This window comes from Pseudomonas sp. HPB0071 (genome assembly GCF_000478505.2).
Lineage (GTDB): Bacteria > Pseudomonadota > Gammaproteobacteria > Pseudomonadales > Pseudomonadaceae > Chryseomonas > Chryseomonas luteola.
This window is the reverse complement of the sequence record NZ_KI517368.1, coordinates 540,469-552,505: the sequence shown is the minus strand read 5'-3', so window position 1 is coordinate 552,505 and position 12,037 is coordinate 540,469. Positions and strand designations below refer to the sequence as shown.

Sequence of the window (12,037 nt, the reverse complement as noted above, 5' to 3'; positions counted from 1 at the left end):
CCTGATCCATCTCGATCAGGAACAATTCCTTACGGGTCTGCTTGCGCTTGCTGGCGTACTCGGCGTCGGCGAAGGTCATCTGCTTCATGGAAAAACTCGGCTGGCGGGATCGGCGTATTTCACCAGATTCGGGAAGTCTTTTTCAGACCTTCCTTAGCCGAAGTGCACTGTTTTCCTACTTCGGACTTTCGAATTTTTACTTCTGGAAGGATACGGATGGCTATTTTTCATCCAGTAGCCATGAAGTCCCTTTGCTACATACCTGGTCACTGGCGGTTGAAGAGCAATACTACTTCGTCTGGCCTTTACTTTTTCTGCTCGGCTACCGTCTATTAGGTAAACGACTGTTCAACTGGGCGATCCTTGCCGTACTGGTCGTTGCCATTGTCATCTCCGAGCTAGGCGCGCTATACAAACCATTGTCCGCCTACTATCTCTTGCCGACACGGGCCTTTGAGCTGCTGATTGGAAGCGCTTTGGCCATGCACTGGAGAACACTGGGTAGTCCCGGCAAACACTTGTCTACCCTTGCAGGTCTGGCAGGTCTTGCTCTGATCCTGATACCGGCGTTGGTACTGGACAAGGCAAGCCCTTTCCCAGGGCTGAATGCACTCTGGCCATGCCTTGGAGCAGCACTGCTTATCTGGTCCGGCGGTCACCATCGTACCGTAGCGTCTCAGTTGTTGTCGTTGCGGCCGCTGGTATTCATTGGCCTGATTTCCTATTCCTTGTACCTATGGCACTGGCCGCTGATCGCTTTTCATAACTATGTTCATGGAAAGATTACGGCGACAGATCAGATCATGCTGGTCAGCATTTCCCTTGCGCTGGCATACCTCAGCTGGCGCTTCGTAGAGCAGCCTTTCCGTACTCAGATCAAATTCAAGCCGCAAAATACCTTCGCGTTTCTTTATCTCTTGCCGGTACTGATGACCACGTCCTTTCTGGTGGTAGCTGCCAAGCTGGAAGGCTTTGCGTCCAGGTACGACAGTACGCTGCTGACAATGGATAAAAACGTCAAGGAAGTCTTCCCCAAGCTAAGGGCAGGCTGTTTCAACGGCGCGGACCTGTTGAATCCATTATCTGCAGATCAGTGCAAACTCGGTGTTCAGGACAAGAAAGAAGTAGATGTTCTGCTGGTAGGTGATTCGCACGCCGGGGCAATTACCGGCATGATCGATGTCATGCTCAAGGAGGCCAACCTCCGTGGATACGACATCACCCGCTCCAACACTATTTATCTGCCAGATGTGGCGGGTGTTCATGTGAACCCACGCCGTAATCATGTCGACAAGTCGATTGAGCTGACCTCCCCAGTCATCAGTAACCTGATTGAAAAGAGTCAGTTCAAGTACGTCATTCTGTCCGGGCGCTGGGCCATGTATCTGTATGGCTTGAACGAGCCGGGGATGACGGATTTCTACCGTATCCGCCCCGACGCGCCTAGTGACGACTTTATCGCCATGAACACGCTGCAGACCGGTCTTCAAAACGCAGTGGCCAAGATTGTGGCGTCTGGTGCTACGCCTGTCATTATTGAGGACGTTCCAGAAATGGGCGAAGACCTGCACCGCTGCGATATCAAGAAGCTGGCCTTCGAACTGGATGGCGACTGCTCTATTCCAGTCGTTGCGGTGAATGAGCGGCAAAAGGACTTCGACACGATTATTGATAACCTGAACAAGGTACATCCAGGCATTGTTGTGATCGACCCGAAAAGGGTGATCTGTGATACCGAACGCTGCTACTCGTCGCTCGAGAATGTACCGCTCTATATGGATGGGGACCACTTGAACACGGTCGGCTCCTCACTCATTGGGCGCAAATACATCACGGCTTATGGCAATCCGTTCAAGGTGCCTCAAGGTCTGCTGCAGACATCCAACGCTGCGAGCAGTCAATCCAGTACCGTTATACGATAGAAAGAAGATGGCCCGCCCAAACGGCGGGCCACTTCAGACACTATCCTTAAAGCTGATTACCTGTTTTTAGCACCGATGCTGTCTTGGTCAGTAGCACTCTTAAATAGGCTGGTATTATTGACTTCTAATGGCCTAGAAGTAGTTATCAAGTCTCGCTTAGCGCCGCTACCCGGTTTTTAAATCAGATAAGCTCAAAGCAAATAATGCGGGAAGGTGTAGGCATACGCAGCTCGCAGGGTCAAAGTTTCGCCTAGCCATGCGCAGCGTGTCGAACACACCAATAAAACGAAACGGGTATTGGACGCAATCAGCCAGAGCACGGCGTGCAACGACACGAATACCAAGCGCTCTCCCCTTACTGTTCGCCCTGAAATTCATCCAGCTGTATCTATAGTTAAAAGGTGTTACCACCTAAGGTACAAACCATGGGGCCAGTCAGGGATGCCAGACCGGCTTTATTTCGCAGCCTGCGGCTGCCTCATCTGGATAACGGGTTGCACATGTCCCCTAAGGATCTGCTTCTAGCCCTGGTCGTCATTGTGGCGTGGGGTCTTAATTTCGTGGTTATCAAGATCGGACTGCATGGCGTACCTCCCATGCTGCTTGGCGCGCTGCGCTTTACCCTGGCTGCCTTACCGGCAGTTTTCTTCGTCAAGCGACCCGCCATTTCATGGAAATGGTTGCTGGCCTACGGCGCCACCATTTCATTGGGCCAGTTTTCCTTTCTGTTTTCGGCCATGTATGTGGGTATGCCCGCAGGTCTTGCCTCTCTGGTACTTCAAGCCCAGGCATTTTTTACGTTGCTGATGGCCGTTCTGTTTCTGGGCGAGCGCTTCCGCCCCCAGAACCTCATCGGCCTTATCATTGCTGCAGGTGGACTGATTTTCATTGGGATGGAAAGTGGCGGTAACCTGAGCGTATTGGGATTTGTCCTCACCCTCTGCGCGGCCGCCATGTGGGGGATGGGAAATATCGTCACCAAGCGTATTGGTCAGGTCGAGATGCTGGGGCTGGTCGTATGGGGCAGCATTGTTCCACCGATCCCCTTTTACCTGCTGTCGTACTGGCTTGAAGGTCCTGATCGGATAGTCAGCGCCCTACAAGGGATCAGCACATCATCGATTCTGGCCGTCATTTATCTGGCCTTCATTGCAACCTTGCTGGGCTACTGCCTGTGGAGCCGTCTGCTCTCGCGTTATCCGGCAAGCCAGGTTGCACCGTTTTCGCTGCTGGTGCCGATTATCGGTATCGCTTCGGCAGCTGTATTTCTGGATGAGCAGCTCACGTCCTTCCAGCTGGTCGGTGCCCTGCTGGTCATGGGGGGCCTAGCAGTCAATGTGTTTGGTGGCCGTCTGTTTGCACCGCGGCAACGTGTATTGAACTGACACACCTGTTCCTGCTGTTTTCTTTAGCGAGCCGTCCTCCAGCGGTTCGCTTTTTTTTGTAAAAACCCGTAAATCCGGCAACAGTTAAACGCACCTTCCGCCGATACCTTTTCATCAAACTGCCACTTATGGCATTGCTGGAAAGGTTTCATGTTCAAACGTTCGAAAGCCACCAGCCAACGTACTCATCGAGTCGTATGGCCCTTCATCTTTATCGTCTGCCTGCAGGCGCTGGTGGCTGTTGCCAGTCTGAATCTGCTGTCGACTGTCAGAGGCTATGTGACGGCTGAGAGCTTATGGAGCAAAAGCCTGGGCAACGCCATGCTGGCGTTGAACACTTACATCGATACGGGCGAGCCGAGCCACTACCAGATGTTTCTGGACTACTTCAAGGTCAATCAGCTCGATCGGCAGGCGCGTGACCTGCTAGCGGCACGTGGCAATCCTGAAGAGGCTTATAGACTGCTGGTTGCGGCGGGCAATCACCCTGCTGACATGCCGGGTATGATCCGCCTGTTTCGCTGGGCTCATACTGTCGATCCACTTCGGCAAGTTATCAATCACTGGCATGTGACCGATCCTCATATGGATGAGCTTCAGGCTTTGGCTCAAACGGTATACGCCCGCTCAGCGGACGCGTCGCTGCGAGACCGTGAGCACTGGAAGCAACAATTGCTCATGCTGCATAACCGTATGCTGCCGGAAACCATTGCCTTTTCTCGTGTGCTAGGGGAAGCCTCACGTCACTTCATTCACGTCCTGCTTCTCATCAATTTGGGAACTGCTCTGCTGCTGGTGGGCCTGACGACCTGGCGGATGCATACGCTGGTCATGCAGCGCCGCGCGTTCGAGCAAGCACTTCAAAAAGAGAAAGAACGGGCACAGATTATCCTCGCCTCTATCGTCGATGCCGTTATGGCAGTCAATGCCAATGGGCGTCTGGAATATCTCAATCCGGCCGCGGCGCGCCTGATTGGTCATACAGCGGAAGCGGCTGTAGGAAAGCCTGTCGATGCGCTACTGGATATCCAGACTGAAGACAGTGGCACCTCGACCCCAGTGCCTGTCAGCACTCGGCTATTTGCAGGCGAATGGCAATCCAGCGACGTAACCACGCACTACACCTTGCGCAGCAGTAACGGCAAGTCACTTCCCGTTGCCCTTGCCAGCGCTCCATTGGGACAGGTGAATGGACAGGCGGGCGCTGTCCTGGTGTTGCATGACCGGACTCGCGAACGGGAATACCTTGATCAGCTGGCATGGCAGGCCGCTCACGATCCTTTGACAGGGTTGCTTAACCGACGCGAGTTCGAGCGGCGACTAACACTGCTGCTGGAAAACACACAGGACAAGCACGCGTCTCTGCTTTTTTTCGATGTAGACCAGTTCAAGATCGTCAATGACACCACCGGCCACTTTCAGGGCGACCGCCTGCTGCTGCAGCTCTGCACCTCTCTTCAAAGCCTCTTGGATGCCAACGACACGTTGGCAAGACTGGGAGGTGATGAGTTTGGTGTATTGCTGGAAAACTGCACCCCTGAGGCTGCCGAGTCCCTTGCCGAGCGCTTGCGGCTGCTGGCCCGCAGTCAGGACTTCCAGGCAGCAGGCCAATCCTTCAAGGTGGGCCTGAGCATCGGTATCGTCCATCTGGGTGGCCGGGAACTCAGTAGTGAAGATGCCCTACGCATGGCGGATCTTGCCTGCTATGCCGCCAAGGACAAAGGCCGCAACCGGATCCAGGTCTACACCTATGATGATAAGGAAATGACCCAGCGTCAGGGCGAAATGACCTGGGTGCAGCGAATTCACAAGGCGCTGGACGAGGATCGCTTCTGTCTGTACGCCCAGCCTATCTATGGAGTTGGCCCACAGACTGCACATGATCGCCATGTCGAGGTCCTGCTCCGGCTTCACGACGAACAAGGCACGCTGATAGGCCCGTTCGCGTTCATTCCTGCTGCCGAACGCTACGGCCTCATGGGGTTATTGGATCGTTGGGTCATCAACGAGGCCTTTGCTATCTGCGCCACCTTGCCGCCGAAGCTGTTAAGCGTATGCGCCATTAACCTGTCAGGCTCGTCATTGGGCGATATGTCCCTGATCGATTACATTCAGGATCGTTTGGCCCTTCACGCAGTTACGCCCAACCGGATCTGCTTTGAAATTACCGAAACCCACGCCATAGCCAACCTCAATGCCGCACGTACGTTTATCGAGACCCTAAGAGAGTTGGGTTTTCGCTTCTCTCTGGATGATTTTGGCGCAGGGATGTCTTCGTTCACATACCTCAAACATTTGCCGGTGGACTATCTCAAGATCGATGGCAGCTTTGTGAAAAACCTGCTGGAAGATCCGGTCGACCGAGCCACTGTTGATGTGATCAATCGTTTGGGTCATCTCACCGGCAAACGCACCATTGCCGAATTTGCAGAGACTTCTGCCATTATCGAGGCCTTGAAAGTGCTCGGGGTGGATTATGTACAGGGTTATGCCGTCTCCCACCCTCAGCCATTCACCCGTCAGATATGCGCTCAATGGGCTAACGAACTATGGGCGCCTGAGGAGCCTCAGGCAGACACAAAGTCTGTTCATTTCAACTGAATCCCTCACTGCCCCAACGGATCGGTTGGGGCACGTTGACTTTTAATCCCCTTCAGGTGCGTGGTTACACTTATAGACTGGCTGCGTAGCTCGGCCTAACTGATCTCGCTACTGTAAAAGGCACAGCTGGAGAAGCATTGATTCGTCCTAAACGATCCTGTATTGTTATGTTATAACATTTGTAGGTTATTTCTTATGAACGAGCATGAGCTCATTGCACAACCTGTAGAAGCCTATATGAGTGAAGCCCAACAGGCTTTTTTCAAACAGCGGCTGGAGACCGAACGGAAAGAGTTGTCTCGCCAGATCGATGCTGAATTCCAGGCCCTACGAACGCTTGAGTATTCTGCAGATGCCGCGGACATCGCCACCCGGGAAGAGCAGCAGCAGTGGCAGCTACGCCAACTGGAGCGCCAGAAAAAACTGATCGACAAGATCGACGCCGCTCTCGATCGCTTGGCTCAAGGTACCTACGGCTGGTGCGAGGAAACGGGTGAGCCTATAGGCCTTGGCCGGCTCCTGCTACGCCCGACAGCCACCCTTTGTATCGAAGCCAAGCAACGACAGGAACAACGTGAACGCCATGTCCGCCAGGATTGATCCTTCCCCTTCTCTTTCTTCATTGCCTGTAACGGTACTGTCCGGCTTTCTCGGTGCCGGCAAGAGCACCTTGCTGAACCATATCCTTAAAAATCGTGAAAACCGGCGGGTTGCGGTCATCGTTAACGACATGAGCGAAGTCAATATCGACGGAAGCGAAGTGCAACGTGACGTCAGCCTCAATCGCGCGGAAGAAAAACTGATCGAAATGAGCAACGGCTGCATCTGTTGCACGCTGCGTGAAGACCTGCTTGAAGAAGTCAGCCGCTTGGCACGTGAAGGCCGCTTCGACTACCTGCTCATCGAGTCGACTGGCATTTCCGAGCCGCTTCCGGTTGCCGAGACGTTTACCTTCCGAGACGAACAGGGTACCAGTCTTGCCGATCTCGCACGGCTCGACACATTGGTCACCGTTGTAGATGGTGTCAACTTTCTGCAGGATTACCAGAATGCCGACAGCCTGGCTTCGCGCGGTGAGACGTTGGGTGACGATGATGAGCGCTCCATTACCGACTTGCTGATTGAGCAGGTAGAGTTTGCAGACGTCATTCTGATCAGCAAGATAGACCTGATCAGCCAGGCCGAACGTGAAGAACTCGTTGCGATTCTGAAGCGACTCAATACGCATGCCCGTATTCATTCAATGGTAATGGGTGACGTCCCACTGGATATGATTCTCAACACCGGCCTTTTCGATTTTGAACGCGCCGCACATGCGCCGGGCTGGCTCAAGGAAATGCGTGGCGAGCATATTCCTGAAACGCAGGAGTATGGCATTGCCTCTACGTCCTATAAGGCACGCCGCCCCTTTCATCCCCAACGTTTCTTCGACTTTCTGAATCAGGATTGGCATAACGGGCGACTGCTTCGCTCCAAAGGATACTTCTGGCTGGCCTCCAAGCCAGAAGAAGCCGGTAGCTGGTCTCAGGCGGGAGGGCTTATGCGCCATGGCCCGGCGGGCCAATGGTGGCGCTTCGTCCCTAAAACGTCCTGGCCTCAGGATGAAGAAAGCCTGGCGAGCATCATGGCTTGCTGGAACCCGGAGGTAGGCGACTGCCGCCAGGAACTCGTGTTTATCGGTCAGAATGTGGACTTCAACCTATTGAAGAATGAGCTTGACTGTTGCCTGCTAACCAATCAGGAGTTTGCACTAGGGTCGCACGTCTGGCGTACCTGGCCCGATCCTTTTGGGGACTGGACAGACGATCAGGCAACCAACTGATCGGCACCACAGTAGATTGTAGAAGCGTGCTTCGCTCTTTCATGCCGAACATTACTTGGTCGCACCGTTGTGCCTGAGTGTAGAACCTGCCTTAAACCCTTTACGTTATTCAGGCTCAAGCATGGATAGCGGCTTGAGGGTTATCATGGGCGTTTAATGGGACGTGTCATCCCTTACAAGGAATATCATGCGGTTTGCTTGCGTTAAATCGGCGATGCCTGCTCGTCGACTCATTCCACTGCTGGGATTACTTCTGGTATCAGTCACCTCATTTACCAGCGTTGCCTTGGCTGAAAACCATACGACCTATCCGCTTACCATGAACAATTGCGGACATACACTGACCTTTGCGGATTCGCCCAAGCGAGCCGTTACGCTGGGACAGGCCAGTACAGAGTTGTTGCTCTCACTGGGCCTGGCTGATCGTATGGTGGGAACAGGCATCTGGTTCGGTCCGATTCAGCCCACCCTCAAGGCCGATAACGATAAGATTCCTCGGCTTGCTGATAACGCACCCAGCTTTGAAGCGGTCGCCAACACATCGCCGGATTTCGTCGCTGCGCAATACACCTACCATGTTGGTCCGAATGGCGAAGTGGCCACGTTCGAACAGCTGGCGTCACTGGGTATCCCTGCCTATATAGCGCCGAGCGATTGCGAGGGGAAAGAGGTAACGGCTACGTCCAATGCCGACGGTAGCCGCACCAAACCGTTCACGCTCGATCTGATAACCCAGGAAATTCACGAGCTTGCACGTATTTTTGATGTCCAGGCGCGCGGCGATGCCCTGGCCCATCAGTTGGATGAGCGCTTGAAGCAAGCTATTGCCCAAGCCGGGCAACACACGCATATGCCTCAGTCGGTCGTGTACTGGTTTTCCAGCTCACGCCTGGAAGGTGATCCATGGGTAGCCGGTCAGCAGGGTGTCCCGGCGTATATTTCAGAGGTGCTCGGCCTGAATAACGTTATCCAGAGCAACGATGAATGGCCCAGCGTCAGCTGGGAGCAGATTGCCGCCCAGGATCCGGATCTGCTTGTCATCACGCGGATGGAGAGACGCCTCTATCCGGCAGACGATGTGGAGAAAAAACTTGCCTTTCTTCGCAGCGATCCCGTAACACGTCAGCTCAAGGCCGTCCGGAATAATCAGATTATCGTTGTGGATGCGCAGTCACTTAATCCTTCGATGCGCGTTCTGGACGGTATCGAGGCGATTTCCAATGCTCTGGAAACGTCTCACTCCAGGCCAGTCCAATGATACAACCGCTGTCCAATGATCGCGGCAGGCCCTGGCGCCTGCTGTTTGCGTTGCTGTCACTGGTTTCGCTGGGCGTTTCGATATTAATGGCGGCATCGCTGGGAGAAATGCAGATTCCCTTCGATATTACGCTGAAGGCCATCCTCAATGGGCTGGGCTGGGGAGACTATGCACTTAACCCAATTCAGCAGGGCATTGTCTGGGAATATCGACTGAGCCGCGCTCTGGTCGCTGCATCTTGCGGTGCCGGATTGGCATTATGCGGTGCGATTCTGCAAGCTCTCCTACGCAATGCGCTGGCCGAACCCTACGTGCTGGGCATTTCGGCGGGTGCGTCTACCGGAGCGGTTGTCGTTATGTTGCTGGGCATAGGTGCCGGCACCCTAAGTCTCTCAGTTGGTGCATTCCTAGGTGCAGTGCTGGCCTTCGTACTGGTTCTGCTTCTGGCAGCAAAGCTCAACAGTGGACCGACCCGCATTTTGCTGGCAGGCGTGGCAGGCTCCCAGCTTTTCAACGCCCTGACGGCGTATATCGTGTCAACGTCCGCCAACGCCGAGCAGGCTCGAAGCGTGATGTTCTGGCTCCTGGGGAGTCTGGGCGGTATCCGCTGGCCGGACGTCACCCTAGCCGTGGGTGCGGTCGGCATTGGCCTGGTAGCCTGTCTGTTTTTTGCCCGTACGCTGGATGCGTTCTCGTTTGGTGAAGAAACCGCAGCCTCTCTGGGTGTTCCGGTAATCGCCGTGCGCCTGATTCTTTTTGCGCTGACAGCACTGATTACCGCTACGATGGTCAGCCTTGTAGGCGCGGTAGGGTTTGTAGGCCTGGTCATTCCCCATGCCGCACGCTTTCTGGTAGGTCCGTCGCACACTCGACTTCTGCCCGCATCCATTTTGCTGGGTGCCAATTTTCTCGTGCTGGCGGATATCGTCTCTCGCATACTGGTTCCCCATCAGGTCCTGCCTATCGGGGTCGTGACCGCGCTGGTAGGTGCGCCGGCCTTTGCGCTGATCCTGTATCGTACGAGGACATCACCATGACCCTGGCTGCACATCGCGTCTCCTGGTCGGTGAGTCGTCGCCTGCTGGTGGATGGCGTAACGCTGGAAATTCCCAAGGGAGGCGTCATAGGTCTGATCGGCCCTAATGGGTCGGGAAAATCTTCGCTGCTCCGGTTGCTGGCAGGCTTGCGCACCCCTACGGACGGCAGTGTCACGCTGGATAACGACCCGGTAAGCCGCCTGCCTCGCCGTACGGTGGCGCGGCGAATCGCTATGGTCGAGCAGCACGCTTCGACCGAGGCTGACCTATCGGTCCTGGAAACGGTACGCCTGGGCAGAACGCCTCACCGAACAGTACTCTCGCCCTGGACAGCTAGGGATGACCAAGTGGTGGAGCAAGCGCTACAGCATGTTGGCATGCACAACAGCCGGCATCAGCGTTGGCACACGCTTTCCGGTGGTGAGCGCCAGCGGGTACAGATTGCTCGCGCCCTGGCCCAGGAGCCAACCGAACTGTTGCTGGACGAGCCGACCAACCATCTGGATATCCAGCATCAGCTCGAGCTGCTTTCACTGATTCATCGCCTTCCACTGACCTGCGTCCTGGCCATCCATGATCTGAACCTGGCGGCTATGTTTTGCGATACGCTGGCCGTTCTACACAAGGGCCGCTGCATTGCCTCGGGACGGCCGCAGGAGGTGCTTACGGCAGAACTTATCCATTCGGTATATGGCGTCAGAGCAGAGGTAGCACCTTCCGCCTATCACGGAAGACTCCATATTCAATACCTGATATGAGTCGCGCCACGTCTCAAGTATCGAGGGGCCGGAATAACGCCTGCCTGTCAGCCCGAACCATAGCCAGTTTCAACAGCCATCTCACCCTGTGTATGTCTTCTTTATCCGACTGATACAGCCAGTACCGTCACCATCGCCAACCCACTCGGCAATGCCGCCTTACTAGATCGCTTGTAAAAATTACGTGAAAAAAATGTTTAACCTTTGTGGACGATTCTGAAAACGGGATCTTTTTGAGTGAAAGGAATCACACTCTCAAAAACATATTGGCTTTGAAAGGAACTAACCCCATTTTTGCCCCCCAATGCAATTCATGTTTGGGCAACTGCCTGCTGTGTTTGCATCGCAGGGCTAGCAGTGTCCAGCTTTAACTCAGTTACCGCTATGCAGTAAGGACACCTAATGGAATGGTTCCACGTATTAATCCTTTCACTCATTCAAGGGATTACCGAGTTTCTACCTGTCTCCTCCTCCGCACACCTGATTCTACCCTCCCAGCTCTTTGGCTGGCCGGACCAGGGGCTCGCCTTTGATGTGGCCGTACATGTAGGAACCCTTCTTGCGGTGGTTCTGGCCTTTCGTCATGAGGTTCTGGCGACAGCCATGGGCTGGACCCGACAAGTCGTAACGCGCCAGTCGAGCCCGGAAAGCCGGCTTGGCTGGGCGATCATTATCGGTACTATTCCAGCGGCACTGGCAGGCCTCATGCTGGAGCATTACATCGAAAGCTATGCCCGTGCAGCCTTGGTAATCGCGACCTCCACCATCGTTTTCGGCTTGATCCTGTGGTGGGCGGACGCCAAAGGCAGCCGTACCCGGGACATGGATAGCCTGAGTTGGCAATCAGCCCTGGTGATTGGTCTGGCGCAAGCACTAGCGCTGATTCCCGGCACATCACGCTCCGGTATCACCATGACCGCAGCGCTACTGCTTGGTTTTACGCGTCAGGCAGCAGCCCGTTTCTCCTTCCTGCTGTCGATTCCGCTCATCCTGGCTGCTGGCGGACTCAAGACCGTTGAACTGATCCAGACGGGCACCGATGCACAATGGGTCGATATTGCCTGGGGTGTCGGGCTGTCGTTCATCTCAGCATTGCTGTGCATCAAGCTGTTCCTGAAGGCCCTCGACAAAATCGGCATGCTGCCATTTGTGATCTATCGCCTCGCGCTTGGCGCAGTGCTGTTCGCCTTGTTCATCTAAATCACTCACACAGGGCGGTCTGCTACAGACGGGCTGCCCTGGTGAAAACTAGAT

The 12,037-nt window shown here is 54.7% G+C and carries 9 protein-coding genes; all 9 read left to right on the top strand.

From position 1 onward, the window contains the following. Positions 1–86: 86 nt before the first annotated feature. The 9 genes from HMPREF1487_RS26420 to HMPREF1487_RS21965 all read left to right on the top strand — a co-directional run bounded on the left by HMPREF1487_RS26420 (position 87) and on the right by HMPREF1487_RS21965 (position 11,983). A complete protein-coding gene (locus tag HMPREF1487_RS26420) occupies positions 87–1,922 on the top strand; it encodes an acyltransferase family protein (protein ID WP_010798960.1) in 1,836 nt (611 codons plus the stop codon). 500 nt (positions 1,923–2,422) lie between these two features. Next, complete coding sequence (locus tag HMPREF1487_RS22000) at positions 2,423–3,307, top strand: EamA family transporter (RefSeq protein ID WP_037031190.1); 885 nt, start codon at positions 2,423–2,425, stop codon at positions 3,305–3,307. Positions 3,308–3,457: 150 nt separating this feature from the next. Next, positions 3,458–5,908, top strand: a complete 2,451-nt coding sequence (locus HMPREF1487_RS21995) for an EAL domain-containing protein (RefSeq protein ID WP_010798958.1) — start codon at positions 3,458–3,460, stop codon at positions 5,906–5,908. Between the two features lie 195 nt (positions 5,909–6,103). Beyond that, on the top strand, positions 6,104–6,508 hold the full coding sequence (gene dksA / locus HMPREF1487_RS21990) for an RNA polymerase-binding protein DksA (protein WP_010798957.1): 405 nt from the start codon (positions 6,104–6,106) through the stop codon (positions 6,506–6,508). After that, positions 6,492–7,730 carry a zinc metallochaperone GTPase ZigA gene (zigA, locus tag HMPREF1487_RS21985; RefSeq protein ID WP_051370266.1) on the top strand — a complete coding sequence of 413 codons (1,239 nt, stop codon included), beginning with the start codon at positions 6,492–6,494 and terminating at the stop codon, positions 7,728–7,730. The genes dksA and zigA overlap by 17 nt, the downstream gene beginning before the upstream one ends. A gap of 187 nt (positions 7,731–7,917) precedes the next feature. Continuing rightward, complete coding sequence (locus tag HMPREF1487_RS21980; protein ID WP_010798955.1) at positions 7,918–8,988, top strand: ABC transporter substrate-binding protein; 1,071 nt, start codon at positions 7,918–7,920, stop codon at positions 8,986–8,988. Next, positions 8,985–10,025 (top strand): FecCD family ABC transporter permease, encoded by a 1,041-nt coding sequence (locus HMPREF1487_RS21975; protein ID WP_010798954.1) that lies wholly within the window; start codon positions 8,985–8,987, stop codon positions 10,023–10,025. Before HMPREF1487_RS21980 ends, HMPREF1487_RS21975 begins: the two co-directional genes overlap by 4 nt. Continuing rightward, on the top strand, positions 10,022–10,783 hold the full coding sequence (locus HMPREF1487_RS21970) for an ABC transporter ATP-binding protein (RefSeq protein ID WP_010798953.1): 762 nt from the start codon (positions 10,022–10,024) through the stop codon (positions 10,781–10,783). Before HMPREF1487_RS21975 ends, HMPREF1487_RS21970 begins: the two co-directional genes overlap by 4 nt. 402 nt (positions 10,784–11,185) lie before the next feature. Next, positions 11,186–11,983, top strand: a complete 798-nt coding sequence (locus HMPREF1487_RS21965; protein WP_010798952.1) for an undecaprenyl-diphosphate phosphatase — start codon at positions 11,186–11,188, stop codon at positions 11,981–11,983. Positions 11,984–12,037: the final 54 nt, after the last annotated feature.

What these genes read in the sequence shown, in the direction of transcription:
- HMPREF1487_RS26420 (WP_010798960.1), top strand. Translation starts at nt 87, where the DNA reads ATGGAAAAACTCGGCTGGCGGGATCGGCGTATTTCACCAGATTCGGGA.
- HMPREF1487_RS22000 (WP_037031190.1), top strand. Translation starts at nt 2,423, where the DNA reads ATGTCCCCTAAGGATCTGCTTCTAGCCCTGGTCGTCATTGTGGCGTGG.
- HMPREF1487_RS21995 (WP_010798958.1), top strand. Translation starts at nt 3,458, where the DNA reads ATGTTCAAACGTTCGAAAGCCACCAGCCAACGTACTCATCGAGTCGTA.
- dksA (WP_010798957.1), top strand. Translation starts at nt 6,104, where the DNA reads ATGAACGAGCATGAGCTCATTGCACAACCTGTAGAAGCCTATATGAGT.
- zigA (WP_051370266.1), top strand. Translation starts at nt 6,492, where the DNA reads ATGTCCGCCAGGATTGATCCTTCCCCTTCTCTTTCTTCATTGCCTGTA.
- HMPREF1487_RS21980 (WP_010798955.1), top strand. Translation starts at nt 7,918, where the DNA reads ATGCGGTTTGCTTGCGTTAAATCGGCGATGCCTGCTCGTCGACTCATT.
- HMPREF1487_RS21975 (WP_010798954.1), top strand. Translation starts at nt 8,985, where the DNA reads ATGATACAACCGCTGTCCAATGATCGCGGCAGGCCCTGGCGCCTGCTG.
- HMPREF1487_RS21970 (WP_010798953.1), top strand. Translation starts at nt 10,022, where the DNA reads ATGACCCTGGCTGCACATCGCGTCTCCTGGTCGGTGAGTCGTCGCCTG.
- HMPREF1487_RS21965 (WP_010798952.1), top strand. Translation starts at nt 11,186, where the DNA reads ATGGAATGGTTCCACGTATTAATCCTTTCACTCATTCAAGGGATTACC.